The sequence below is a fragment of the Streptomyces monashensis genome (assembly GCF_001866665.1).
In the GTDB taxonomy this organism is placed as follows: Bacteria; Actinomycetota; Actinomycetes; order Streptomycetales; family Streptomycetaceae; genus Streptomyces; species Streptomyces monashensis.
Window position 1 is genome coordinate 81,826 of sequence record NZ_MLYO01000018.1, and the last position, 25,316, is coordinate 107,141.

The 25,316-nt window shown below is 71.6% G+C and carries 18 protein-coding genes, 2 tRNA genes and 1 pseudogene; 6 read left to right on the forward strand and 15 right to left on the reverse strand.

Annotation, left to right across the window (positions count from 1 at the left end):
- Nucleotides 1–50: 50 nt before the first annotated feature.
- Nucleotides 51–581, reverse strand: coding sequence for a peptidylprolyl isomerase (locus tag BIV23_RS10510; protein ID WP_071380529.1), 531 nt, complete (start codon nt 579–581; stop codon nt 51–53).
- 162 nt (nt 582–743) lie between these two features.
- Here BIV23_RS10510 and BIV23_RS10515 point away from each other — a divergent pair, with 162 nt between their 5' ends.
- Nucleotides 744–1,421 carry a DUF5324 family protein gene (locus tag BIV23_RS10515; protein ID WP_071380699.1) on the forward strand — a complete coding sequence of 226 codons (678 nt, stop codon included), beginning with the start codon at nt 744–746 and terminating at the stop codon, nt 1,419–1,421.
- A 306-nt stretch (nt 1,422–1,727) separates the two neighbouring features.
- On the opposite strand, the pseudogene BIV23_RS46015 reads toward BIV23_RS10515, so the two are convergent.
- Nucleotides 1,728–2,330, reverse strand: a pseudogene (locus BIV23_RS46015) (FAD/NAD(P)-binding protein); the annotation flags it as partial.
- Nucleotides 2,331–2,412: 82 nt separating this feature from the next.
- Here BIV23_RS46015 and BIV23_RS10530 point away from each other — a divergent pair.
- Nucleotides 2,413–2,907 carry a TetR/AcrR family transcriptional regulator gene (locus BIV23_RS10530; protein ID WP_079173066.1) on the forward strand — a complete coding sequence of 165 codons (495 nt, stop codon included), beginning with the start codon at nt 2,413–2,415 and terminating at the stop codon, nt 2,905–2,907.
- 150 nt (nt 2,908–3,057) lie between these two features.
- Here the strand turns inward: BIV23_RS10530 and BIV23_RS10535 are convergent.
- A tRNA-Ala gene (locus tag BIV23_RS10535) sits at nt 3,058–3,130 on the reverse strand.
- Between the two features lie 181 nt (nt 3,131–3,311).
- Between BIV23_RS10535 and BIV23_RS10540 the strand changes: the two genes are divergently transcribed.
- Together BIV23_RS10540 and BIV23_RS10545 are read left to right on the forward strand one after the other, a co-directional pair.
- A complete protein-coding gene (locus BIV23_RS10540; protein WP_071374893.1) occupies nt 3,312–3,860 on the forward strand; it encodes a helix-turn-helix domain-containing protein in 549 nt (182 codons plus the stop codon).
- A gap of 131 nt (nt 3,861–3,991) precedes the next feature.
- Entirely contained in the window at nt 3,992–5,434 is a 1,443-nt protein-coding gene (locus BIV23_RS10545; RefSeq protein ID WP_071380532.1) for a serine/threonine-protein kinase, read from the forward strand.
- Here BIV23_RS10545 and BIV23_RS10550 read toward each other — a convergent pair.
- The gene (locus BIV23_RS10550; RefSeq protein WP_177239834.1) at nt 5,398–6,780 is read right to left on the reverse strand and encodes a hypothetical protein; all 1,383 of its coding nucleotides are present in this window, start codon (nt 6,778–6,780) and stop codon (nt 5,398–5,400) included. The two genes, BIV23_RS10545 and BIV23_RS10550, sit on opposite strands and share 37 nt — an antisense overlap.
- 265 nt (nt 6,781–7,045) lie before the next feature.
- A complete protein-coding gene (locus BIV23_RS51105) occupies nt 7,046–7,174 on the reverse strand; it encodes a DLW-39 family protein (protein ID WP_003999697.1) in 129 nt (42 codons plus the stop codon).
- A gap of 348 nt (nt 7,175–7,522) precedes the next feature.
- On the opposite strand from BIV23_RS51105, the gene BIV23_RS10555 reads away from it, so the two are divergent.
- Nucleotides 7,523–7,867, forward strand: a complete 345-nt coding sequence (locus tag BIV23_RS10555) for a DUF6344 domain-containing protein (protein WP_071380534.1) — start codon at nt 7,523–7,525, stop codon at nt 7,865–7,867.
- A gap of 771 nt (nt 7,868–8,638) precedes the next feature.
- Here BIV23_RS10555 and BIV23_RS10565 read toward each other — a convergent pair.
- Complete coding sequence (locus BIV23_RS10565; protein ID WP_071380536.1) at nt 8,639–8,833, reverse strand: ferredoxin; 195 nt, start codon at nt 8,831–8,833, stop codon at nt 8,639–8,641.
- A 169-nt stretch (nt 8,834–9,002) separates the two neighbouring features.
- A complete protein-coding gene (locus BIV23_RS50245; RefSeq protein ID WP_071380537.1) occupies nt 9,003–9,506 on the reverse strand; it encodes a hypothetical protein in 504 nt (167 codons plus the stop codon).
- 588 nt (nt 9,507–10,094) lie between these two features.
- Here BIV23_RS50245 and BIV23_RS10575 point away from each other — a divergent pair.
- Nucleotides 10,095–14,183, forward strand: coding sequence for a WD40 repeat domain-containing protein (locus BIV23_RS10575; protein ID WP_071380538.1), 4,089 nt, complete (start codon nt 10,095–10,097; stop codon nt 14,181–14,183).
- Nucleotides 14,184–14,390: 207 nt separating this feature from the next.
- Here the strand turns inward: BIV23_RS10575 and BIV23_RS10580 are convergent.
- The 8 genes from BIV23_RS10580 to dnaN all read right to left on the reverse strand — a co-directional run bounded on the left by BIV23_RS10580 (nt 14,391) and on the right by dnaN (nt 24,356).
- Nucleotides 14,391–14,464, reverse strand: a tRNA-Ile gene (locus BIV23_RS10580).
- A gap of 112 nt (nt 14,465–14,576) precedes the next feature.
- A complete protein-coding gene (locus tag BIV23_RS10585; protein WP_079173069.1) occupies nt 14,577–15,311 on the reverse strand; it encodes a DUF3566 domain-containing protein in 735 nt (244 codons plus the stop codon).
- 18 nt (nt 15,312–15,329) lie between these two features.
- Nucleotides 15,330–17,927, reverse strand: a complete 2,598-nt coding sequence (gene gyrA / locus BIV23_RS10590) for a DNA gyrase subunit A (protein WP_071380540.1) — start codon at nt 17,925–17,927, stop codon at nt 15,330–15,332.
- Nucleotides 17,928–17,969: 42 nt separating this feature from the next.
- On the reverse strand, nt 17,970–20,078 hold the full coding sequence (gene gyrB, locus BIV23_RS10595; RefSeq protein WP_071380541.1) for a DNA topoisomerase (ATP-hydrolyzing) subunit B: 2,109 nt from the start codon (nt 20,076–20,078) through the stop codon (nt 17,970–17,972).
- Nucleotides 20,079–20,463: 385 nt separating this feature from the next.
- Entirely contained in the window at nt 20,464–21,012 is a 549-nt protein-coding gene (locus BIV23_RS10600; protein ID WP_071380542.1) for a DciA family protein, read from the reverse strand.
- Nucleotides 21,009–22,130 (reverse strand): DNA replication/repair protein RecF, encoded by a 1,122-nt coding sequence (recF, locus tag BIV23_RS10605; RefSeq protein ID WP_071380543.1) that lies wholly within the window; start codon nt 22,128–22,130, stop codon nt 21,009–21,011. The genes BIV23_RS10600 and recF overlap by 4 nt, the downstream gene beginning before the upstream one ends.
- 39 nt (nt 22,131–22,169) lie before the next feature.
- The gene (gene gnd / locus BIV23_RS10610; protein ID WP_071380544.1) at nt 22,170–23,045 is read right to left on the reverse strand and encodes a phosphogluconate dehydrogenase (NAD(+)-dependent, decarboxylating); all 876 of its coding nucleotides are present in this window, start codon (nt 23,043–23,045) and stop codon (nt 22,170–22,172) included.
- A gap of 180 nt (nt 23,046–23,225) precedes the next feature.
- Nucleotides 23,226–24,356: a DNA polymerase III subunit beta gene (gene dnaN / locus BIV23_RS10615; RefSeq protein WP_071374904.1), complete on the reverse strand. Its 1,131-nt coding sequence runs from the start codon at nt 24,354–24,356 to the stop codon at nt 23,226–23,228.
- Between the last annotated feature and the right edge of the window lie 960 nt (nt 24,357–25,316).

Sequence of the window (25,316 nt, forward strand, 5' to 3'; positions counted from 1 at the left end):
TTGGTACGGACGAGCGGGGCGTTTGGTTCCCCAGGAGGGGACAGCCTTGATCAGGCTTCGCGCGTCTCGATGACGACGGACTCGATGACGACGTCGGCGGCCGGACGGTCGTTGCGGCCGGTCTCGACGTCGGCGATGGCCTGGACGACGGCCTGGCTGGCCTTGTCCGTGACCTCGCCGAAGATGGTGTGCTTGCGGGTCAGCCATGCCGTCGGGGAGACGGTGATGAAGAACTGCGAGCCGTTGGTGCCCGGGCCGGCGTTGGCCATGGCCAGCAGGAACGGCCGGTCGAAGGACAGGTCCGGGTGGAACTCGTCCGCGAACTGGTAGCCGGGGCCGCCTATGCCGCTGCCCAGCGGGTCACCGCCCTGGATCATGAAACCGCTGATGACACGGTGGAAGATCGTGCCGTCGTAGAGCGGCTTGGTGCTCTTCTCACCGGTCTTGGGGTGCTTCCACTCGCGCTCACCCTTGGCCAGCTCGACGAAGTTGCGGACCGTCGCGGGGGCGTGGTTCGGGAAAAGCTGGACCTCGATGTCGCCGCGATTGGTCTTCAGGGTGGCGTACAGCTGCTCAGCCACGATCTGCCTTCCGTTGTCTTCGTGTGACCCCCAGATCCTCGCACGGTCATGCGGTGGGCACCCATATGCACGCCCTCACATGCCGGGCAGGCCGTTGACAGGCATGATCCGTAAAAGGGTGGAAAGTCGAAATACCGTACGCCACCGATGGAGGAGGATCCCGTGACCCGCATCGACAGCGTGCGCGCCGCGACCGGCTCGGCGAAGGACAGCGTGCTGCACGCCGCGGACGTGGTGGCGCCCTACGCCGACACGGCCAAGGAGCGTGCCGCGCTCTATGCCCAGGAGGCACGCGTACGGCTGGCGCCGGTGATGTCGCAGGCCGCTGAACAGGCCCGCGTGCAGTACGACGCCCGGCTGGCCCCGCGTCTGGAGCAGGCCCGTGCGCATGTGCCGCCGAAGGTGGACCTGGCCGCGCAGGAGGCCGCCGTCCGCACCCGCAGGGCCGCCCGGCAGGCCGCCGAGTACTCGCGCCCGAGGATCGAGCAGGCCGTGGCCGCGGCCGGCCCGGTGTACGACGAGGCCGCCGCCCGGGGCGCCGCCGCCCTGGCCGCGCTGCGCGGGCAGGTCTCGGCCGAGGACATCCACAAGCTGGCCCGCAGGAACGAGCGCCGCTGCCGGGGTGCGCGTGTCCTCAAGGGCCTGGCCGTGCTGACCCTGCTGGCCGGCGGGGCCTTCGCGGCGTGGAAGTGGTGGGACAAGCAGGCCAACCCCGACTGGCTGGTCGAACCGCCGGCCCCGACCGAGGTCCCCGAACCGGTCCACCTCTCCTCCCTGGACCCCGAGGTCCGCGCCAAGCAGGCCGACGAGGACAAGGCGAACGGGGAGGACCACGACTAGCCCGCCCCGCCGTAACGGGCCGTGCGACGGGTGAGCCGTGCGCTCGTCGTCCCACGGCCCGTTTCACGTGAAACCGCGGCGGGAGACACCCGGCGCCGTCGGCCGTCAGGCGAAGGCTGGACGTGCGTGTGCCTGTGCCGCCGGCGGCGGGCCGCCGTGCGGACACCGGGCGCCAGGGAGAGGGTGCCGGGGCCGCAGCCACCGCACTCAGCGGGAAGGACGACACGGCCCGCGGGTAGAGGGATCCCGCCGGGTGTTCCGGGCGCGAAGCGGCACCGGCGAGCAGCAGCGCGGCCGGCGAGGCGTTCACACGGTCGCCTCCAGGAAGGTCGGGTCGGTCGGATCGGCGGTGACCGCGGGGCTCAGGGTGTGCAGTGCGCGGGCGATGGTGTCGGAGTCGCCGAGGGTGACGAAGTCGACGCCGGGGCGAATTCCGGCGGCGGTGGCCCAGCGGGTGGCCCCGGTCGGGATGCCGTACGCGTAACGGCGCGGGTGGACGCTGCCGTGGGCATCGATCAGTCGGGAGGGGCGCTCGGTGACAGCGAGCCCGCCGGCGGTGGTGTGGTCGCCGACACGGTGAGCGGTGACCTGCTCGGTGTCCGGAAGATGGCCCAGCAGCGGGTCGGCGGTTCGGCGCAGATCCGCCTCGGGCAGCCGGGCCTCGAGCAGAGCGGTGGCCCGTACGGGCGGCCCGGGCAGCGCCGAGGACTCGGCTGTGAAGGCCGCCCCGGTGCGCCCGCGCCGCCTCTCGTGATGTCCAGGCGTATCCGTGTGCCGGGTCCGAGCACCGTGAGGACGCCGGCCTTGATCAGCGCGAGCATCTCCTCGATGCGCGAGGCCGGCGGGCCGATGGACAGGAAGGCGTTCAGCGGGGTACCGGCGATCCAGATCGTCACGGTGGGATCCGCCGGCGGGCCGCCCTGCGGCAGCGGCGCCTCCAGGGAGAACTCCAGGTCGCCGAGATGAAGGCCCGGTCCCACGGGAGACCTCTGTGAAGGACGTGGCCGAGGCGGCCGAACTGGCCAAGGGCGCCGTCTACTTCCACTTCCCGCACAAGGAGGGGCTCGCCGTCGCCGTGGTGGAAGAGCACTACGCCTGTTGGCCACAGATCCTCGCCGAGGTCGACGCCGAGAACCTGCCTCCGCTGGAAACCGCGATCGCCATGCTCGACCGCGCCGCCCTCGCCTTCCGCGACAGCACCGTCGTCCAGGGCGGCGCCCGCCTTCAGATCGAACGCCCGCAGATCGACGCCGAGTTCTCCACTCCCTTCGTGGACTGGACGAGCTTCCTCACCTCGCTGCTCGCCCAGACCCGCGACCAGGGCCAGATCCGTGCCGACGCCGCCCCCCCCGACGCCGCCGCCCGCGCCCTCGTCGCCGGCTTCTTCGGCACGCGGCACGTCTCCGACGTCCTCCACCAGCGCACCGACCTCGGGGACCGCCGGACCGAAATCCGCGACCCGCTGCTGCGTGCTCTGCGCACCTGAGCCGCCCGCGGTACTCGCCGCACTCCGGCCGGGTGTGCAGGGTCCAGCGGCCGCCACGAGGATCGAGAACAAGCGGGACGGCGGCACGGAAAATCGGGACAAAAGAACCCCCCTGACCACGTTTCCGCAGGTCAGGGGGTCATATGTGCGTGGAGCCTAGGGGAGTCGAACCCCTGACATCCGCCATGCAAAGACGGCGCTCTACCAACTGAGCTAAGGCCCCGGAAAGCAGCGACCGGCCGGAGCAGTGTTGCCCGGCGGGTGCCGCAGACCAGAGTACCGGGTCACCCCCGGGTTCCCGCAAAAAGATTGGGGCTCCCCGCGCATGACCACGCTCCGTAAGATGCTCGGCGTGGTTCGCTACAGCGAACCGCGGTTTTCAGGGGAAGCGATGGGGAGACGCAATGGACGCCGCACAGCAGGAAGCGACCGCGAGAGCGCGGGAGCTTCAGCGGAACTGGTACGGAGAGCCGTTGGGGGCGCTCTTCCGTAAGCTCATCGACGATCTCGGCCTCAACCAGGCCCGTCTCGCGGCGGTCCTCGGCCTGTCCGCTCCGATGCTGTCGCAGCTGATGAGCGGCCAGCGGGCCAAGATCGGCAATCCTGCCGTGGTCCAGCGGGTGCAGCTGTTGCAGGAGCTGGCGGCCCAGGTCGCCGACGGCAGCGTCAGCGCCGCCGAGGCGACCGACCGCATGGAAGAGATCAAGAAGTCGCAGGGGGGCTCCGTGCTCAGCAACACGACCCAGACCACGAGCGGTTCGGGTGCGCCGACGGTCAAGCGGGTGGTCCGCGAGATCCAGTCGCTGCTGCGCTCGGTCGCCGCCGCCGGCGACATCATCGACGCCGCGGACAGCCTCGCCCCGGCCCACCCCGAACTCGCGGAGTTCCTCCGTGTCTACGGCGCCGGCCGCACCTCCGACGCGGTCGCCCACTACCAGTCCCACCAGAACTGAGCCGCGGGCACAGAGACGGGCGGGGCGGGGGATAGCGGGAGCGACAGGGGGGTAGTGGGGGCGTAACACCGGGCGGGGGACACCGGACGGAGGGGACATCGCGGAGCCAGGGGGAGGAGCGGCGGGCTGCCATGGGTGAGGTCTTCGCCGGCCGGTACGAGCTGGCCGACCCGATCGGACGCGGCGGCGTGGGCGCCGTCTGGCGTGCCTGGGACCACCGCCGACGGCGTTATGTGGCCGCCAAGGTGCTCCAGCAGCGCGACGCCCACTCCCTGCTGCGCTTCGTGCGCGAGCAGGCCCTGCGGATCGACCATCCCCATGTCCTCGCCCCGGCCAGCTGGGCCGCCGACGACGACAAGGTGCTGTTCACCATGGACCTGGTCGCCGGCGGCTCCCTGGTCCACCTCGTCGGCGACTACGGCCCCCTGCCGCCGGCCTACGTGTGCACCCTGCTCGACCAACTGCTGTCCGGTCTCGCCGCCGTCCACGGCGAAGGGGTCGTCCACCGGGACATCAAGCCCGCCAACCTCCTCCTCGAAGCCACCGGCACCGGCCGCCCCCGGCTGCGGCTGTCCGACTTCGGCATCGCCATGCGGCTCGGCGAACCCCGGCTGACCGAGACCAACCTCGTGGTGGGCACGCCCGGTTACCTCGCGCCCGAGCAACTCCTCGGCGCCGACCCCGACTTCCCGGCCGACCTGTTCGCCGCCGGCCTGGTCGCCCTGTACCTCCTCGAAGGCGCCAAGCCGGACGCCAAGGCGCTCGTGCAGTACTTCGCCGAGCACGGGACGCCGGGACCCCCCAAGGGCGTACCCGAACCGCTCTGGCAGGTCGTCGCGGGCCTGCTCCAGCCCGACCCGGCCACCCGCTTCCGCACGGCCACAGGCGCCCGCAAGGCGCTCGCCTCGGCCACCGAACTCCTGCCGGAGCCGGACCTCGACGACGAGCTGATCGAGATCTTCGACCAACTCGGCCCGCTGCCCCCGGGGTTCGGCCCCGACGGCCCCCTCACCAGGGCCTCCGGAGTGGCCGTCGAGCCGGCCACGGACACCGGCACCGACACCGGCGCCACCGACAGTCCGGCCACGGGCACCGGCTCCCTGTCGGACACCGGAAGCTTCCGGCTGCCCCCACCCCAGGACACCCCGGACACCCCGGTCACCCCGGTGACTCCCGCTGCCCAGCCGTACGCCCCCGCCCCCGGGCCGTACACCGTCTCCCCGCACACTCCGCCTCCGGCGGCCCCGCCCCCGCCCCTTCCTCCGCAGGTCCGGTCCGATTCCCCCACCCCCCAGCCGTCCCCGCACGCGTACCCGCACCCGTACGGACACCCTGCCCCGGTCCCGGAGCCGTACGTCGTCGATCCGTCGGTCACCGCGTCGTACACCACCCGGGACCCGGCGCCACCGGCGCCCGCCACCACTTCCGCTCCCGTCCCCGGGCACGGTCGTCGTGGGCGCCGGGCGCGGCGCAGCCGGCCGCGGCCCGGGCCGTCGGCCAGGGTGGCGATCCCGATGCTGCTGCTGGCGCTGGCCTGTTACGCGGTGGGTTTCTGGGCGCTGGCCCGTGTCTGAGAGCGGCGGGCCGCCAGCGTCCAGCCGCCGAGCACCGCGAGCAGCAGGGTCCCCGTGCCGATCCCGCCGGCCGCGACCAGCTTCAGCACGGGATCACTGCCCCCGCCGCCCGCACCCCCGGTGGCCCCGGTACCCCCGGTGAGCGCGGCCGCCGGGTCCTGCCCCGTGGCCGTGAAGACGTCCGCCGGCACGGGCCGGCCGGCGTACTGCGGGCCCGCGTGTGCCTGACCGGATACCTGGACCCGCAGGGTCACGGCGAACGGCCCCCGCCCGAAGGTGCCGGTCAGCCGCTCGCTGAGGTGCAGCACCAGGTAGTAGTCGCCGGCGAAGCGGACGGAGGTCACCGCGGCCGGGACGGCGTAGCGGTTGGCGTACTCCACCGGCGGGACCGGGGCGAGGACGGCGGGCCGGGCGATGCCGGTGTAGCCGAGGGCGGTGTCCTCGACGGTGCCGCGCACGGGGTTGTGGAGGGAGAGGTCCAGGGCGCCGCCGACATAGCCCTGGCCCGCGGCGGCGCCCAGTTCGGCGGAGGCGTGCAGCTGCCGGCCCCAGTCGAGCGGCACCTTGTAGAAACGGGTCTCGCCCGGCACCAGTTCGGTGCGCCAGACACCTTGGCCGAGCGCACGGGCGGAGGCGAAGCCCGTGCCGCCGGACCGCTCCCGCGGGGTGCCGCCGAGCGGCTCGGGGGTGGCGGAGTCCCAGGTCCGCGGCGCGGTGGTGGCCCCGGCGCGCGCCGTACGCGGTTCCGTCGCGGGCGCGATCTCCAGGTCCCAGGGCCGCTCCGAGCCGGCCGTGGGCGTCGTACCGGGCGTCGTCCCCGTCGTCGTACCGGAGCCGCCGGTGCCGAGGCGCTGGACGATCACGTAGTACGTGCCGCCGCCCTGGCACAGCGACCTGCCGGTCTCGCGCTCCCCCACTGCCGTGACCGGGTGCGGGCTGAGCGCGGCGCCGAAGCGGGCGGAGGCGAAGGAGCAGCGCATGCCCGCCGCGTCCTGGACCGTCACGCTGATGCCGTCGGTGCTGGAGACGGCGGCGTCCGCCGGAGGTACGGCGGTGACGGGGACGTACGCCGTGTCTTCGGCCGCCAGCCGGATCCGGTAGGAGAGGCTGCCGGCGCCCGGCAGGGAGCTGCGGTAGACCCCGCCGGGCTCCAGCCGGCCGGCGTCCGCGGTGCCGTGGCCGCCCTCGACCGTGCGGGCGCCGGGCGCGAAGCCGTACGACGCGTCGCCCGCGGCGGCTGCCGTCGGCAGACCGGGCGACCCGAACAGGGCGGACAAGGCAAGCAGGGTGCACAGCCGCGGCAGCAGCGCCGTCCGCCACACCGTCCGTCGCGTTCGCCCCCGCACGTCCCGGCCTCCCCCGTCGTCGCTGGCCGTACCGGACCCTGGCCCGTCCCGAGCCGTACCGGACCGTGGCCCATCCTGCCCCGCGCGGGCCTGCGCCATCCGGGGAACGCGGGCGGCCGTCCGAAACGCCCCGCATCGCCCGGCGGGCGGTGTGCGACGACGCGACGGGGCGCACGGAACGCCTACCGCACCCCGTGCGCCCCCGCAAACGCAGAACCCCGGCCGCTTCGGCGACCGGGGTCTGTTCAGATTCTGGTTTCGACACTCACGAACCCGTGGGCACGGAGTCAGTCGCCTCCGTCCACAGGTCCTGCTCGGCGCGATCCGCCTGGATCTGGCGGTACACGAGGAGCCCGCCGATGGCGGCCAGTGCGACCAGGAGCAGCTTCTTCACCGCGCGACCTCGTCTTTCCTTGACGTAGGGGACCTCTGGCGCCCGACTATACACACCGGCCGATATCAACCGGTGACCTGCGTCGGAGCTCAACTGCCGCCCCCGGAGCCGCAATAGGCCAGGTCCGGGGCCTGTCCGATCGGAGGGTGATCACACCTCCACGGTCCGTTACTTTGCTCCCTCTTCGCTCGTCCTCACCGGCTTTCGGGAGTTTCCGACCCTCTTGCCGCCATCCGGGTGGTGTTCATCGGAACATCGACGCGCCACGGGCGTTGGTCCACCACTTCGCGACGCTCATACACATCATGAGGAAAGTACGCAAATCGCCCAACCCGAAAGTGAGGGGCCATGACCCAGAACAAGGTCATGAAGCTGTGGACCGCCTTCGTCACCGCCTTCCTCGCGCTGTGCACGGCGCTCGGACTCGTCACCACCGCGACCGCCACGACCGCGGCGGCCGCTCCCCGCACCGAGACCCCGAGCAAGGACAGCGCGGAACAGAACGTCCCGACGATCCCGGCGCAAAGCCACTGGGCCTGGTCCTACGGCAGGGCACTGCCCCCCACGATGAAGCAACGGATCCGGGCGGAGGCCCACGGCAAGACCCCCGCCTGCCGGCACCGGCCCCTCGACACGACGGAAGCGGAGAACGCGGCCCCCGACCATCCCTCCTCGGCCTCCCTCGACTGCTGACCCGCCGTTCTCCCGCCGCTCGACGCGGCGCACCAGCACCGCAGCCGTCTCGACGACACCAGGGCGACTTGCGTACCCCAAAGCAGTCAGTCGAGACGGAAGAACCCCCGGCCGGGCAGGCCGGGGGTCCAGCGCTGTCTTCATCCGGGCCGCCCGCGAGGATGGACCGGCGCATCACCGTTGTCACCGCCGTCCATGGCCCGTCCGCCCGGTTCCCGCCGGACGCCCACGTCTCCCCGAGCGCACCGCGCCTCCCCGTCGGCTGGAAGTGGGAGCGGGTGATCCAGGAGGACGGGACGACGGACGAGATCCCCCTACGTCCCGGACGAGGAGCACGTCAAGGTGCTGGACGCCGACGACCGGCTCACCCCGGGCGCGCTCGCCCGTGACCTGGCCGTACCGGAGGCCGACCGCACCGTCGCCCGGACCGCCTCCGGGTCCCCGGCCCGCTGCCCGACGGCTCCGCGGCCGGCTTGCCCGGCGATCCGGCCGAGGGCCCGCTCGAATGCGGTGCCGTGCCCGACCACTGGAGGCGGGGCGGCTTCTGGAGGCGGGGCGGCTTCCGCCCGCCCGTCCGCCCGTCGACCCTCCGCGTCCGCCGGCACCTGCCTGACCGCCTGGGCGGCCGGACGGTCCTGCCGGCGTCCGAGGACACCGGCCTGTGGCTCTCGGCGGACGTCGGCCTGCCGTACCGCAGGCGGGAGGGCCGGATGACGGGCCGGGCGTCCCACGCCGAACCCGCCGAACCCGCGGCCCCGGTAAGTCCCGCTGTCACGCCCCTTCCTGGAGCGTGATCGCCTGCGAGGGACACCGCTCGGCCGCCTCCCGGACCTCCGGGGCGTCTCCGACCTCCGTACGGCCGGGCCGTACGGTGCCGTACCCGTCCTCGAACGCGAACACGTCCGGCGCCCGGTACGCGCACTCGGCGGAGCCGTAGCACAGGGAACGGTCGACGGAGACCTTCATGCGTCCTCCAGACGTCAGCCGGCTTCCAGGACGTCCCTGCCCCGCGGACCGCACCCTGAACCGGCCGCCCAGCTCCGAACCGCCCCACTCCGAGGCGCCTCGCTCCAGACCGTCCCACTCGGGGCCACGGCCCTGCGGACGACGACCCCGCGAACGACGACCCTCCGGACTACGACCGGCCGCCCGCGACCGAGAGCCAGTGGGCCACCCGGCGCACCGTCGGCTCGTCGAGCACGTCGGCCAGCACCCGGACCGCCTCGCCGTCCTCGGCGCTCAGGTCGTGCAGGCCCGCCTTGCCCAAGGCTGCCACCAGCACCTGGTGACGGCGGCCCGTCATGCGTTGCACGAGCACGGTCGGTGCGGCGGCGCCGGGCGCTGGTCCATCGGAGGAGGCGGCGGATGCGGCGGGGGCGGCAGAGGAGGAGACGGAGGCCGCGGGTGCCCGGTCGGCCGAGGCGTCGAAGAGGCGCCAGGCGCCGTTCTCCGGCCCCCACAGCGCGACCGTCACCTCCTCGCCGCGCGCCCGCACGGTCCGGGTCATGTCGGCGACGGCATAGAGCACGGGCCCCCGGTCCGGGGACTCGGCCCCCACGGTCCAGGAGTCCTGTGCGGACGGGCGGAACAGCGCGACCCAGCGCGGAGCACCGGGCGGGCACGGGGGACGTTTCTCCATGACTCTCACCCCTTCGGGAACAGCCGGCGGAGCGCACCGTATCTGACGGAGCGTCAGATATCCATGCCCCTCCGCGCCCCGCTGCGTCCGGGTCGGACGGCAGTCCCGATTCAGGTGATCTGCGGGCATGTCCGTACAACGGCGAACCGTGTGAGTCCGGTATGAGTCCGCCGCCCACTCGGCACCGGTCCCTCCCCTCGTGGGGACCGGTGCCGAGCGGTGCGGGGCTGCCGGCCCGTGGCGCGTCGGCTCGCCACGGGCCGCGGAAGGGGAGTCGGTCGCCGGACCGGTCGCGTGCACACGCGACGTCCCACAGCCGCTCCCTGCCTGTGCGGAGCCCGATCGCCTGCTCTCGGCGGAAGTTGGCCGAGATCCTTCGGCGACCTGAGCCGTATCTCCGGATATCAGCCCGATGGCCTGTCCGGACGGTGTGTGACGGCTCCACTACCCGGTCCGGATCCTGCCATCTGTTGTCGCCGAGGAGGAGGTTGCGACGTCCGGTGCAGTGCTTCCGCGCAGGTCAGGCGTATAGGGTGAGTTTTCCGGTCCGGACATCCAGATGCGGGGGGAAAGAAAAGGGGAGGGACCTTGAGTTCCGACTCAGGGACACGCACTGCGTTCGCCGAGCGTCTCGCGCTGCTGTACAAGGAGGCCGGAAACCCTCCCCTCAAGAGCGTCGCCGAGGCGGTCGTAAGGCTCCAGCGGGTCGACGAGCGAGGCCGGCCCGTGCGCGTGTCCGCGCAGCGGATCAGCGACTGGCGCCGGGCCCGGAACGTACCGGCCCAGTTCACCGCCCTCGCGGCCGTGCTCCACATCCTGATCCCGGAGGCGCGCCGGCTGCGGCCCGCACCGGTCTCCACCGGCCTGTACGACCTCACGCACTGGCAGCGCCTGTGGGAGCGCGCGCTGGCCGACCCGGTCGGCGACCGGCCCGCGCCGCCCGCCGAGGAGGACCAGCGGCCACCGGCCCCGGCCCCGCCCGTCACCGGCGGCGTCTGCCCCTACCGCGGGCTGGCCCCGTACCGGCGCGAGGACGCCCGCTGGTTCTTCGGCCGGGAGCGCAGCACCGGCGCGCTCGTCGAGCAGCTGACCGCCGCCGAGCGCACCGGCGGCCTGGTGATGCTCGTGGGTGCCTCGGGCGCGGGCAAGTCGTCACTGCTCAACGCCGGTCTGGTGCCCGCGCTGCGGGACGGCGCCCTGACGGCGGGCCGGCCCGCCGCGGCAGGCCCCGTGCTCCAGCTGGTCCCGGGCGCCGATCCGCTGGGCGAGCTGGTCGGCCGCATCCCCGAGCTGGGCCGGGTCGCCGCCGCCGCGCGCGAGGCCGAGCGGGAGGCGACGCGGAACCCCGCCGCCCCCGGCTCCGACACACCCCGGATCGCCCGGACGGCACGCGAGGCGGCCGCGGCCTGGGCACGCCGGGAGACGGACGGCGAGGCATCCGCCGAGGGCCCGCCCGCCGACGGCGAGCCCTCGGGCGCTCCGGCCCCGGGCCCCCGCCCGGTCGTCATCATCGACCAGTTCGAGGAGGCGTTCACCCTCTGTCCCGACGAGGCGGACCGCCGTACCTTCATCCAGCTGCTGCACGCCGTCTGCACCCCGCCCGCGGGCGGGGACGGCCCCGCCCCGGTCGTCGTCGTGCTCGGCATACGGGCCGACTTCTACGAGCAGTGCCTCGGCTATCCGGAACTCGCCGACGCCCTCCAGCACCGGCACATGGTGCTCGGCCCGCTGACCAGCGGCGAGCTGCGCGAGGCGGTGACCGGTCCGGCCAAGGCGGTCGGCCTGGAGCTGGAGCCGGGGCTCGCCGAGCTGATCGTGCGCGAGGTGAGCGCCGACGGCCCGCGCGGAGCGCACGACGCGGGCGTGCTCCCGCTGCTCTCGCACGCCCTGCTCGCCACCTGGCAGCGCCGCAAGGCCGGAAAGCTGACCCTGGCCGGCTACCGCGCGGCCGGCGGGATCCAGGGCGCGGTCGCGGCGACCGCCGAGCGCGCCTGGTCCGGGCTCGACCCCGCGGCCCGTACGGCGGCCCGGCTGCTCCTGCTGCGCCTGGTCCGCCTCGGCGAGGACACCCAGGCCACCCGCCGGCGCGGCACCCGGCGCCAGCTCGCGGCGGAGTCGACCGACCCCGGCAAGACGGAGGAGTCGCTGGAGGCCCTGGTCCGGGCCCGGCTGGTGACGCTGGACGCGGACACCGTGGAGATCACCCACGAGGCGCTGCTGCACGCCTGGCCCCGGCTGCGCCACTGGATCGACGACAACCGCAACGACCATCTGCTGCGCCAGCGGCTGGAGGAGGACGGCCGCTCCTGGGAGGACTCGGGCCGGGACAGCTCGCTGCTGTACCGGGGCTCGCGGCTGGAACAGGCCCGCGCCTGGGCCGGTTCCGCCGGTGACACCGTCCTCACCCGCAGCGCGGTGGAGTTCCTGGCCGCGTCGGTCCGGCTGCGCCGGCGCTCGGTGTGGCTGAGCCGGGCCGCGGTGGCCGCGCTGGTCGTGCTGGCCCTGGTGGCCGGCGGGTCGGCGGTGATCGCCCGGCAGCAGCGGGACGACGCCGTCTTCGAGCAGGTCCTCGCCGAGGCCGACCGGGTCCAGACCGCCGACCCGTCCCTGTCCGCCCAGCTCGACCTGGTCGCGCACCGGCTGCGCCCCGACGACGAGGGGACGTACAGCAGGCTGATCTCGATCGTGAACGCCCCGCTGGCCACCCCGCTGACCGGACACACCGGCGCCGTCTACCTGACCACCTTCAGCCCCGACGGCAGGACCCTGGCCACCGCCAGCTACGACCGCACGGTCCGGCTGTGGAACGTGGCCGACCCGAGCCGCCCGAAGCCGCTGGGCAAGCCGCTGACCGGCCACACCAGCTGGGTCAGCAGCGCGGTCTTCAGCCCCGACGGCAAGACGCTGGCCAGCGCCGGCGACGACGGCACGATCCGGCTGTGGAACGTCGCCGACCCCGCCCACCCGGCCTCCCTGGGCGCCCCGCTGACCGGGCACAAGGGCACGATCTACCTGGTCGCCTTCAGCCCCGACGGACGCACCCTGGCCAGCGCGGGCGAGGACCACACGGTACGGCTGTGGGACATGGCCGACCCGAGCCGGCCGCGGCAGATCAACGTCCTGCACGGGCACAGCGCCGCCGTGCGCAGCGTGGCCTGGAGCCCCGACGGACACACCCTGGCTGCGGGCGGTGACGACGACACGATCATGTTGTGGAACGTGACCGACCCCCGCCACGCGCAGCGGTACGCCTCCGTGCTGAAGGGCCACACCGACCTCGTGCACTCGGTGGCGTTCAGCCCCGACGGACACACCCTCGCCTCCGGCAGCGCGGACGACACGATCCGGCTGTGGAACGTCGCCGACCCCGCCCGCCCCGCCGCGCTCGGCTCGCCGCTGACCGGACACACCGGCCCGATCTGGTCGGTGGCCTTCAGCCCGGACGGCGGCCAGCTCGCCGCCGCGAGCGCGGACAGCACGGCCAGCCTGTGGAACGTGGCCGACCCGACGTCCCCCTCCCAGATCGGCGGGCCGCTCGCGGGCAGCAGCGGGGAGATGTACGCCCTGGGATTCAGCCCCGACGGGCACACCCTCGCCACCGGCAGCGGGGACAGCATGGTGCGCCTGTGGTCGCTGCCGGCCTCGGACATCACCGGCCGCACCGGCGGGTTCCGGCCGGACGGTCGGGTGCTGGCCACGGCGGCGCGGGACGGCAGACTCCGGCTGTGGAACGTGACGCGGCCCGGGCGGCCCGTGCCGCTGAGCGAACCCTTCATGCAGGCCGACGGCGGCCATCGCGCACCCCTGCTGTTCTCACCCGACGGCCGCACCCTCGCCGTCCTCACCGACAACCACTCGGTGTACCTGTGGAAGGTCGGCGACCCCTCGCACCCGGTCACCGGCGAGCCCATCCACCTGCGAACGCGCTTCGCCGGGCCCTCGCTCGCCTTCAGCCCGGACGGCCACACCCTGGCCACCGCCTACGAGGACGACACCATTCAGCTGTGGAACGTCGCCGACCCCTCGCACCCGGTGGCTCTCGGCAGGCCGCTCGTCGGTCACCGGGGCTTCCTCAACGCGCTCGCCTTCAGTCCGGACGGGCGCACCCTGGCCAGCGGCAGCTCGGACAGCACCGTCCGGCTCTGGGACGTCACCGACCCCGCCCGTGCGACCGCGCTCGCCCGGCTCACGGAGCACACCGGGCCGGTCAACACGCTCGCCTTCAGCCCGGACGGACATGTTCTGGCCAGCGGCAGCGACGACGACACGGTCCGGCTGTGGAACGTCAGCCACCCCGCCTCGGCGGCCGAGCTGGGCCCGCCGCTCATCGGCCACACCGAGGCGGTCAAGTCACTGACGTTCAGCCCGAGCGGACACACCCTGGCCAGCGGCGGCAACGACAACACGATCCGGCTGTGGAACGTCGCCGACCCCGCCTCGGCGACCCCCGTGGGCCAGTCGATGAGCCCCAACGCCAGATCGGGCACGTTCCTGTCGTTCAGCGCCCGGGGCAACGTCCTCGGGCTCTCCAGCGGCACCGACACGCTCCGCCTGTGGAGCCTGGACGACGCAGCGGCGATCAGCCACATCTGCGCGGTCACCCGGGGCGTCCTGACCCCGCAGAAGTGGCACGAGTACCTGCCGCGCCTGTCCTACGACCCCCCGTGCAGTCGCTGATCGGCCAACCTCCCCGATTTCCGGCCGACTTGGCCCCGTAATCCGCTCAACCTTGTTACCCTTGGCCATAACCCGATCGCTGGTGCATCCCCCGTCGCCAGCGGTCGGGTCTTTTGCATCCCCGCCCGCCCACACGGCCCGCCGCCCCCGCCGACCCGGGAACGACGAAGACCCCCGGTCCACCGGACCGGGGGTCTTCGTACGAAGTGGGGCTAACAGGATTTGAACCTGTGGCCTCATCCTTATCAGGGATGCGCTCTAACCAACTGAGCTATAGCCCCGCCGCGCTTTGCGGTGTGTGTCCCGCGCGCTGACTCCTGAAGATTAGCGCACGACCACGTCAGTCCCAAAATCGGTTGTCGGGGGACCGTCACAAGCGCGCTGCCAGGCGGATCACTCGTCCTCGGCGAGGGTCAGCTCGATGCCGCCCACGAAGCCCGCGGAGAGGTTGTAGATGAACGCGCCGAGTGTCGCGAGCGCCGTGGCCAGCACCACGTCGATGACCGCGATGATCGTCGTGAACGTCAGGACGTGCGGGAGGGACAGGAAGGACTGCAGGTCGAAGCCGTTCGCCTGGTTCGACCCGGTCGCCTCCGAGATCGTGCCGCCCACCGTCGAGAACACGCCCATCGCGTCCATGACCATCCACAGCATCGCCGAGGCGACGATCGTGCAGATGCCGAGCGCGATGGAGAGCAGGAAGCTGACCTTCATCACCGACCACGGGTCGGCCTTGGCGACCCGCAGCCGCGCCTTGCGGGTGCGCGGCGTCGTCCGCACCCCGGTGCGCGGCCGGCGCACCGCGCCGGCGGGCGCCTGCGCCGGGTAGGCCTGCGGCGGGTGGTACGGCCCCGAGGGCTGCTCCGGTGTGCGCTCGTGGGGGAGCGGCGACGACGGCTGCGGTTCGCCGACCGGGACCGGGCCTCGGCTGTCCGTCACAGTTCCCCCCTGCGATGCCGCCGTACCGGAAGAAGCCCTGCCCGGGACCTCGGAGTCCTTCACCGGCTTCAGGTTGGTCGTGTGCGGGTCACTCGCGCTCCCCGCACGCGCGGCGGAGCCACGGCCGCCGCCGTCCGATTCCGTACCCGTGGAGGTACCGGCCGATCCGGCGCCCGTGGCTCCGCTCACGATGACTCACTCCTCGTGCTACTCGGCCGAGGGCGCCTCACCCTCGTCCGTGCCGGTGGCCTCGGCACCCTCGGCGGTCTCGTCGGCGGTGTCCTCACCGTCGACCTCCTCCGCCTCGCGTCCGGCCTCGGCGTTACGTGCGATACCGACCACGGCATCGCGCTTGCCCAGGTTGATCAGTTGGACGCCCATGGTGTCACGGCCCGTCTCCCTGACCTCGCTGACTCGCGTACGAATCACACCGCCGGAGAGCGTGATCGCAAGGATCTCGTCGCTCTCCTCCACAACCAGCGCCCCGACGAGCGAGCCGCGGTCCTCCACGATCTTGGCGGCCTTGATGCCGAGGCCGCCGCGGCCCTGGACGCGGTACTCGTCGACGGCGGTCCGCTTCGCGTACCCGCCGTCGGTGGCAGTGAACACGAACGTACCGGGTCGCACCACATTCATCGACAGAAGTTCATCGCCCTCGCGGAAACTCATGCCCTTGACACCGGAGGTGGCGCGGCCCATCGGGCGCAGCGAGTCGTCGGTCGCGGTGAAGCGGATCGACTGCGCCTTCTTGCTGATCAGAAGCAGATCGTCGTCGGCCGACACCAGCTCGGCGCCGATCAGTTCGTCGTCGCTGCCGTCCTCGCGCTCGCGCAGATTGATCGCGATCACGCCGCCGGAGCGGGGCGAATCGTAATCCTTCAGAGGCGTCTTCTTGACCAGACCGGACTTGGTGGCCAGCACCAGGTACGGCGCCGCCTCGTAGTCCCGGATGGCCAGGATCTCGGCGATCGCCTCGTCCGGCTGGAAGGCGAGCAGGTTCGCCACGTGCTGGCCGCGCGCGTCCCGGCCGGCCTCGGGCAGCTCGTACGCCTTCGCCCGGTACACCCGGCCCTTGTTGGTGAAGAACAGCAGCCAGTGGTGGGTGGTGGAGACGAAGAAGTGGTCGACGATGTCGTCTTCCTTCAGCTTCGTGCCCCGCACGCCCTTGCCGCCGCGCTTCTGCGCCCGGTAGTCGTCCGTCTTGGTCCGCTTGACGTAGCCGCCGCGCGAGACGGTGACGACGATGTCCTCCTCGGCGATCAGGTCCTCGATGGACATGTCGCCGTCGTAGGGCACCAGCATGGTCTTGCGGTCGTCGCCGTACTTCTCGACGATCGCGGCCAGTTCCTCGCTGACGATCCCGCGCTGGCGGACCGGCGAGGCCAGGATCTCGTTGTACTCGGTGATCTTCGCCTGGAGTTCGTCGTGCTCCTGGACGATCTTCTGCCGCTCCAGGGCCGCGAGGCGCCGCAGCTGCATCTCCAGGATCGCGTTGGCCTGGATCTCGTCGATCTCCAGCAGGCCCATCAGGCCCGTCCGCGCCACCTCGACGGTCTCGCTGCGCCGGATCAGCGCGATGACCTCGTCGATCGCGTCCAGCGCCTTCAGCAGACCGCGCAGGATGTGCGCGCGCTCCTCGGCCTTGCGCAGCCGGAAGCGGGTGCGACGGACGATGACCTCGATCTGGTGCGTCACCCAGTGCCGGATGAACGCGTCCAGCGAGAGGGTGCGCGGCACGCCGTCGACCAGCGCCAGCATGTTGGCGCCGAAGTTCGTCTGGAGGTCGGTGTGCTTGTAGAGGTTGTTCAGCACGACCTTGGCGACCGCGTCCCGCTTGAGGACGATGACGAGCCGCTGGCCCGTACGCGACGAGGTCTCGTCGCGTACGTCCGCGATGCCGCCGATCTTGCCGTCCTTGACCAGGTCGGCGATCTTCTGCGCCAGATTGTCCGGGTTGACCTGGTACGGCAGTTCGGTCACGACCAGGCACTGGCGGCCCTGGATCTCCTCGACCTCGACCACCGCGCGCATCGTGATCGAGCCGCGCCCGGTGCGGTACGCCTCCTCGATGCCCTTGCGGCCCACCACCAGCGCGCCGGTCGGGAAGTCCGGGCCCTTGATGCGCTCGATGAGGGCGTCGAGCAGCTCCTCGTGCGAGGCCTCCGGGTTCTCCAGGTACCACTGGGCGCCGGCCGCGACCTCGCGCAGGTTGTGCGGCGGGATGTTGGTCGCCATACCGACCGCGATGCCGGCCGAGCCGTTGATCAGCAGGTTCGGGAAGCGGGAGGGCAGGACGGTCGGCTCCTGGGAGCGGCCGTCGTAGTTGTCCGTGAAGTCGACGGTCTCCTCGTCGATGTCGCGGACCATCTCCATCGACAGCGGCGCCATCTTGCACTCGGTGTAGCGCATGGCGGCCGCCGGGTCGTTGCCCGGGGAGCCGAAGTTGCCGTTGGAGTCCACCAGCGGCATCCGCATCGACCACGGCTGGGCGAGGCGCACCAGGGCGTCGTAGATCGAACTGTCGCCGTGCGGGTGGTAGTTGCCCATGACGTCGCCGACCACGCGCGCGCACTTGTAGAAGCCGCGCTCGGGGCGGTAGCCGCCGTCGTACATCGCGTACAGCACGCGCCGGTGGACGGGCTTGAGGCCGTCCCGGACGTCGGGCAGCGCGCGGGACACGATGACGGACATCGCGTAGTCCAGGTACGAGCGCTGCATCTCCGTCTCGAGCCCGACGGGCTCGACGCGCAGTACGGCGTCGCCGGCCTCGGTCTCGGGAGTCTGCGGGGTGTTGTCGTCGGCCATTGCTGGTGAAGATCCTTCCTGGTGCGGTCAGCTGAGACCGACTCAGATGTCGAGGAAGCGGACGTCCTTGGCGTTGCGCTGGATGAACTGGCGCCGGGCCTCGACGTCCTCGCCCATCAGGACCGAGAACAGGTCATCGGCCTGGGCGGCGTCGTCGAGGGTGACCTGGCCGAGGACGCGGTGCTCCTGGTCCATGGTGGTCACGCGCAGCTCCTCGGCGTTCATCTCGCCGAGGCCCTTGAAGCGCTGGATCGAGTCCTCCTTGACGCGCTTTCCGCGCTGGCGGCCCATCTCCAGCAGCGCGTCGCGCTCGCGGTCCGAGTAGGCGTACTCGACCTCGTCCCGGCCCCACTTGATCTTGTAGAGGGGAGGACGGGAGAGGAACACGTGCCCGGCCTCGACCAGCGGCCGCATGAACCGGAACAGGAAGGTCAGCAGCAGGGTGTTGATGTGCTGGCCGTCGACGTCGGCGTCCGCCATCAGGATGATCTTGTGATAGCGGAGCTTCTCGATGTCGAAGTCCTCGTGCACACCCGTGCCGAAGGCCGAGATCAGCGCCTGGATCTCCTGGTTCTGCAGGATCTTGTCGATCCTGGCCTTCTCCACGTTGAGGATCTTGCCGCGGATCGGGAGGATCGCCTGGTACTGCGGGTTGCGGCCGGACTTGGCCGAGCCGCCGGCGGAGTCACCCTCGACGATGAAGATCTCGCACTTGGTGGGGTCGTTGGACTGGCAGTCCGACAGCTTGCCCGGCAGGGACGCCGACTCCAGCAGGCCCTTGCGGCGGGTCAGGTCGCGGGCCTTGCGGGCCGCCACGCGCGCGGTGGCCGCCTGGATGCCCTTGCGGACGATGTCCGCGGCCTCGACCGGGTTGCGGTCCAGCCAGTCGTTGAGGTGCTCGTAGACCGCCTTCTGCACGAAGGTCTTGGCCTCCGTGTTGCCCAGCTTGGTCTTCGTCTGGCCCTCGAACTGCGGCTCGCTCAGCTTGACCGAGATGATCGCGGTCAGACCCTCGCGGATGTCGTCACCGGTGAGGTTGTCGTCCTTCTCGCGCAGCAGCTTCTTGTCGCGCGCGTACTTGTTGATCAGCGACGTCAGCGCGGCGCGGAAGCCCTCCTCGTGGGTACCGCCCTCGTGGGTGTGGATGATGTTGGCGAACGAGTACACGCCCTCGCTGTAGCCGCTGTTCCACTGCATCGCGACCTCGAGGGACAGGCTCTTGTCCTTGTCCTCCGCCTCCAGGTCGATGACGGTGTTGTGCACCACCTCTCCCTTGCGGGAGTTGAGGTACTTCACGAAGTCGACGATGCCGCCCTCGTAGTGGTACGTGACCGACTTGACCTCGGCCTTCTCGTCCGCCCCCGCCTCGTCCGCGCCGGACGTGGCCTTCGCCGACTCACGCTCGTCGGTGAGCCGGAGCGTCAGGCCCTTGTTCAGGAAGGCCATCTCCTGGAAGCGCCGGGACAGCGTCTCGAAGGAGTACTCGGTGGTCTCGAAGATGTCCGGGTCGGCCCAGAAGGTGACCGAGGTGCCGGTCTCGTCCGTGGCCTCGTGCCGGTCGAGGGGGGCCGTCGGGACGCCGAGCTTGTAGTCCTGCGTCCAGCGGTACCCGTCGGTCCTGATCTCGACCGAGACCTTGGTCGACAGGGCGTTCACGACGGAGACGCCGACGCCGTGCAGACCGCCGGAGACCGCGTAGCCGCCGCCGCCGAACTTGCCGCCCGCGTGCAGCACGGTCAGCACGACCTCGACGGCCGGCTTGCCCTCGGAGGCCACGATGCCGACCGGGATGCCGCGGCCGTTGTCGACGACGCGCACGCCGCCGTCGGGCAGGATCGTGACGTCGATGGTGTCCGCGTAGCCCGCCAGCGCCTCGTCGACCGAGTTGTCGACGACCTCGTACACCAGGTGGTGCAGACCGCGCTCACCGGTCGAGCCGATGTACATACCGGGCCGCTTGCGGACCGCGTCCAGCCCTTCGAGCACGGTGATGGCGCTGGCATCGTAGGAGGCGGAGGCCGCACCGGGGTCGGTGGCCTCCCCGCTCACAGGGGCCTCGGGGGCCTCGCCGTGCACGCCGGCGTCGGTGGACGGGATGTTCTCGTTGGGGTTGCCGGAATCGGCCACGAAGCGCCCTTTCTGGCACAGCACGAGCCAAGCTCGTCGGCGGGTTGCCGGAGCGGCTGCGGCATGTCGCGTTGGTAAGCCTTGATCAGCGTTGCTCAGCTTTTCCCGGGCGGTCCCCACGTTGGGGCGGGATTGGCTTCCAGTCTACCGGTAGCGCCGACATCGATGGGGGTTTGCCGGTACCTGAGTCCCCATGTGCCGCCCTCAACCGTCCTCGGCCGGGTCCCGATATACGGATGGGGGCTCCAAGCGGCTCACAGCGGCACTCAGCGCTTCGGGCCGTCAACCCTTGGCTACTGACGGGTCAGATGCGGTCCGCAAGGCCCGGAACACGCGCGCGCAGAGGCACGACGGGGCGTGCGGAAGGGGTACGACGACACCGCCGGAGCGGCCCACGACGTGAGGTACATCACCCATAGGTGTCACCGGGGCCGGAGCTGCCCGGAGCCCTCAGCGGCCCGTAGCGGCGGGCCGGACCGCCCGGATTGAGCACTTTGATCATCCGCACGGTGCCGTGCCCCAGATCCTCGTTGAGCCGCGCGACCAGCGCGGGCGCGAGATGGCGCAGCTGGGTCGCCCAGGCCGTCGAGTCGCAGGCCACCACCAGCACGCGCTCGTCCTCGTCGTAGCGCTGCGGCACACAGTGCTTGGCCAGGTCCTCGCCGACGATCTGCGGCCAGCGGCCCATCACCCCGCCCACCGCCGCCGGGGTCTCCCAGCCACGCTCGGTCAGCAGCCGCTTGATCGCGGCACCCAGCGCCATCGGGTCCCGGCCGTCCGCGCGCGCCCCGGAGCGCAGCCCGCCGCCGCGCCGGGCCTGCTTCTTCTGCCGGGCCGCGTCCCCCCGCGCGCGTGCCTGTTCCTTCGCCGCGCGCAACGCCACGCGCGCGAGGTCGACACCGGAGGGTTCCTCGGTGCTCTTCTTCGGGGCCTTCGGGCCGGGCTCCTCGGTGCTCATACGCGCTCCACCGCCCCGCCGGACACCGTGTACCGCGCACCCACCAGGACATCCGGCACGTCGTCGTCCACGGCCGCCGTCACCAGCACCTGCTCGCCGGGCGCGACCAGCTCGGCCAGCCGCTCCCGCCGACGCGCGTCCAGCTCGGCGAAGACGTCGTCCAGCACCAGCACCGGCTCGTTGCCCTCGGCGCGCAGCAGGTCGTAGGAGGCCAGCCGCAGGGCGAGCGCGTACGACCAGGACTCGCCGTGCGAGGCGTACCCCTTCGCGGGCAGCTGGCCGAGCTTGAGGACCAGGTCGTCGCGATGGGGTCCCACCAGGGTCACCCCGCGCTCGATCTCCTGCTTGCGGGCGTCTGCCAGCGCCGCCATCAGCTGGGCGTACAGCTCCTCGCGCGCGTGCGCCTCACCGGGCGCCGACGGCCGGTACTCCAGCGCGAGCGGCCCGCCGCCGGGGGCCAGCTGCTCGTACGCCTTGTCCGCGAGCGGCTGGAGCGCGGCGATGAGATCGAGCCGCTGGGCGAGCAACTCGGCGCCCGCGCGCGCGAGATGCTGGTCCCACACGTCGAGTGTGGACAGGTCCATGGACCTGCCGCCGTGCCGCCGCGCGAGGGCGGCGCTCTTCAGCAGCGTGTTGCGCTGCTTGAGCACCCGCTCGTAGTCGGACCGCACACCCGCCATCCTCGGCGACCGTGCGGTGATCAGCTCGTCGAGGAAGCGCCGCCGCTCACCCGGGTCGCCCTTGACGAGCGCGAGGTCCTCGGGCGCGAACAGGACCGTGCGGACGATGCCGAGGATGTCGCGGGGTCTGACCTGCGAGGACCGGTTGATGCGGGCGCGGTTGGCCTTGCCGGGGTTCAGCTCCAGCTCGACCAGTTGCTGCCGCTCGCCCTGGCGGACCTGCGCCCGTACGACGGCCCGCTCGGCCCCCATGCGGACCAGGGGCGCGTCGGAGGCGACCCGGTGGCTGCCCAGCGTCGCCAGATACCCGACGGCCTCGACCAGGTTCGTCTTGCCCTGGCCGTTGGGGCCGACGAAGGCGGTGACGCCCGGGTCGAGCGGAACCTCGGCCCGGACGTACGAGCGGAAGTCGGCCAGCGAAAGATGCGTGACGTGCATGATCGTTCCGCCGGCCTTCCCGATACCTGGATCCCTGGACTACTTCTTCTCTACGGCGTGACCGCCGAACTGGTTGCGCAGCGCGGCGATCATCTTCATCTGCGGCGAGTCCTCCTGGCGGGAGGCGAACCGCGCGAACAGCGACGCGGTGATCGCGGGCAGCGGCACCGCGTTGTCGATCGCGGCTTCCACAGTCCAGCGTCCCTCACCGGAGTCCTGTGCATAACCGCGCAGACCCTGAAGGTGCTCGTCCTCGTCGAGCGCGTTCACGGCGAGATCGAGCAGCCAGGAGCGGATGACCGTGCCCTGCTGCCAGGAGCGGAAGACCTCACGGACGTCCGTGACGGAGTCGACCTTCTCCAGCAGCTCCCAGCCCTCGGCGTAGGCCTGCATCATCGCGTACTCGATGCCGTTGTGGACCATCTTCGCGAAATGGCCCGCGCCGACCTTGCCGGCGTGCACCGAGCCGAAGTCGCCCTCGGGCTTGAGCGCGTCGAAGACCGGCTGCACCTTCGCGACGTGCTCGGCGTCGCCGCCGTACATCAGCGCGTAGCCGTTCTCCAGGCCCCAGACGCCGCCGGAGACGCCGCAGTCGACGAAACCTATACCCTTGGCCGCCAGCTCCTCGGCGTGCCTCTCGTCGTCGGTCCAGCGGGAGTTGCCGCCGTCCACGACCACGTCGCCCGGCTCCAGCAGCTCGGCGAGCTGGTCGACGGTCGACTGGGTCGGCTCACCGGCCGGCACCATCACCCAGACCACGCGCGGCCCGCTGAGCTTGCCCACAAGCTCTTCCAGGCTGTGGACATCCGCGAGGTCCGCGTTGCGGTCGTATCCGATGACGGTGTGGCCCGCGCGGCGAATCCGCTCGCGCATGTTGCCGCCCATCTTGCCGAGGCCGACGAGACCGAGCTCCATCAGTTGGTTCCTTAGGTTGCTGTGTGGCGTGAGGGGCACTTGCGTACCCGGTCCGAGCCTAGTCCCGGCCTCTCGTGCACAGCTGTGGGCATACGCGCTCACCTGCGGAAACCCCGGCCACTGCCGCCTTCGGACACAAGCGCCGGGTACCCACAGGGGCCCCGGCGCTGTGGACAACGGTCAGCCGCTCAGCCGCACCGGCATGATCAGGTACTTGTACGCGTCGTCCGCCTCGGCGTCCAGCGCCGGCTTGCCGCTGAGCAGCGCCGGCTTCGTGGACGTCGTGAACGACAGCTGGGCCACCGGGGAGTCGATCGCGCTCAGACCGTCCAGCAGGAAGGTCGGGTTGAAGGCGATCGAGATGTCGTCGCCCTCCAGCTGCGCGTCGACCCTTTCCACAGCCTGTGCGTCGTCGCTGGAGCCCGCCTCCAGGATCAGCACGCCCTGCTCGAAGCTCAGCCGCACCGGGGTGTTGCGCTCGGCCACCAGCGCCACACGCTTGACGGCCTCCACGAAGGGCGCGGTCTCGATCACGGCGACGGAGTTGAACTCGGTCGGGAACAGCGTGCGGTACTTCGGCAGGTCGCCCTCGAGCAGCCGCGTCGTCGTACGCCGCCCCGCGCCCTCGAAACCGATCAGGCCCTCGCCCGCGCCCGAACCGGACAGCGCCAGCGTGACGGTGTCACCGGCGCCGAGCGACTTGGCGGTGTCCAGCAGCGTCTTGGCCGGGACCAGGGCGACCGCCGAGGCCTCGGGGTTCTCCGGCTTCCACAGGAACTCGCGGACCGCGAAGCGGTAGCGGTCGGTGGAGGCCAGGGTGACCGTGTCGCCCTCGATCTCGATGCGCACACCGGTGAGGACGGGCAGCGTGTCGTCACGGCCGGCGGCGATGGCCACCTGGGACGCGGCGGCGGCGAAGACCTCGCCGGGGACGGTGCCGGTGGCGTTCGGCATCTGCGGCAGCGCCGGGTACTCCTCCACCGGCAGGGTGTGCAGGGTGAACCGGGAGGATCCACAGACCACGGTCGCCCGTACACCGTCTGTGGAAATCTCCACCGGGCGGTTGGGCAGGGCGCGCGAGATGTCGGCGAGCAGACGGCCGGAGACGAGGACCGTGCCCTCCTCCTCGACCTCGGACTCGACGCTCACGCGAGCGGAGACCTCGTAGTCGAAGCTCGACAGGCTCAGCTGGCCGTCCTCGGCCTTGAGGAGAAGGCCGGCGAGGACAGGCGCCGGCGGACGGGCCGGGAGGCTGCGTGCCGCCCACGCCACTGCCTCCGCGAGTACGTCGCGTTCCACCCGGATCTTCACCGTAAGCCGCCTCCTGCTGCTGTTGCTTCTGAGTCCTCCGACTCGGTGTCACCGCCCACTGCGGAGGGCAGGACACCGGGGACCAGTCTGACGCACCGCACTGACAGTAGGTGCCCGTCGGGGTCAAGTCGCTCCGAGAGGCCGCCGGGCTCGAGACAGCGAGTTGTGCACAGGACCCGCTTCAAAACGATTGCCGAGCTTTCTCTAGTCGGGAGTAGTAGTAGGGCCTGTGGATACCGTGGATAACCACGTTTGCCCAGCTCAGAGGCGAAATTTTGTCCACTGGCCCTGTGGGCGGAGGCGGTGGACAACCAGGTGTCTCTGTGGAGAACGGAAAGTTCTGCACACACCGCCCACAGCCCGGAGGCAGTTCTCCCCAGCTGCGTCCCCAGGTTTACCCACGTTTCCCACACCCGAATCCGGCACCTTCGTGTGACGCCTTTCACTCGACGCGGTGACAGGGTGCGTCGCGTTGCCGAACAGTGGACAGCCATGTGGAGAAGCCGACGATCACTGGGGACAACCGACCCCAGCCTGTGGGTCGTCGGTGGAAAACCTCGTCCACAGCCTGTGGATCTTCTTTTCCTCCACAGCCTGTGGAGATCGTTCGTCCACGATTCCACAGGGTCTTGAGCTGGGCGAATTCCCAGGAGCCAGGGTCCCTGTGGATGCCGTTCGGGACAACTCCACCGTCCCCAGTGTGTGGACGGAAGAAACTCAGCGAATCTGTGGAGAGTGGCCGTAACCCGGCACGTAATCGAACACCAGGTGCCAATCGGGCAACGCACCCCAGCCCGCCGAGGCTCGCGCGTCCGCCACCGGGCCCGGGCATCAGACCCCGGTATCGGCACCGGGCCCCGGTATCGGGCCCCGGCATCGGGCGGGCAACAGCCGACGGGAACGCAGAAGGGCGCCCCCGGGATGTGGATCCCGAAGGGCGCCCTCGAACTCCGGCCCAAG

What these genes read in the sequence shown, in the direction of transcription:
- BIV23_RS10545 (WP_071380532.1), top strand. Translation starts at nt 3,992, where the DNA reads ATGGGTGAGGTCTTCGCCGGCCGGTACGAGCTGGCCGACCCGATCGGA.
- BIV23_RS10600 (WP_071380542.1), bottom strand. Translation starts at nt 21,012, where the DNA reads ATGAGCACCGAGGAGCCCGGCCCGAAGGCCCCGAAGAAGAGCACCGAG.
- BIV23_RS10540 (WP_071374893.1), top strand. Translation starts at nt 3,312, where the DNA reads ATGGACGCCGCACAGCAGGAAGCGACCGCGAGAGCGCGGGAGCTTCAG.
- recF (WP_071380543.1), bottom strand. Translation starts at nt 22,130, where the DNA reads ATGCACGTCACGCATCTTTCGCTGGCCGACTTCCGCTCGTACGTCCGG.
- gnd (WP_071380544.1), bottom strand. Translation starts at nt 23,045, where the DNA reads ATGGAGCTCGGTCTCGTCGGCCTCGGCAAGATGGGCGGCAACATGCGC.
- BIV23_RS10565 (WP_071380536.1), bottom strand. Translation starts at nt 8,833, where the DNA reads ATGAAGGTCTCCGTCGACCGTTCCCTGTGCTACGGCTCCGCCGAGTGC.
- BIV23_RS10555 (WP_071380534.1), top strand. Translation starts at nt 7,523, where the DNA reads ATGACCCAGAACAAGGTCATGAAGCTGTGGACCGCCTTCGTCACCGCC.
- gyrA (WP_071380540.1), bottom strand. Translation starts at nt 17,927, where the DNA reads ATGGCCGACGACAACACCCCGCAGACTCCCGAGACCGAGGCCGGCGAC.
- BIV23_RS50245 (WP_071380537.1), bottom strand. Translation starts at nt 9,506, where the DNA reads ATGGAGAAACGTCCCCCGTGCCCGCCCGGTGCTCCGCGCTGGGTCGCG.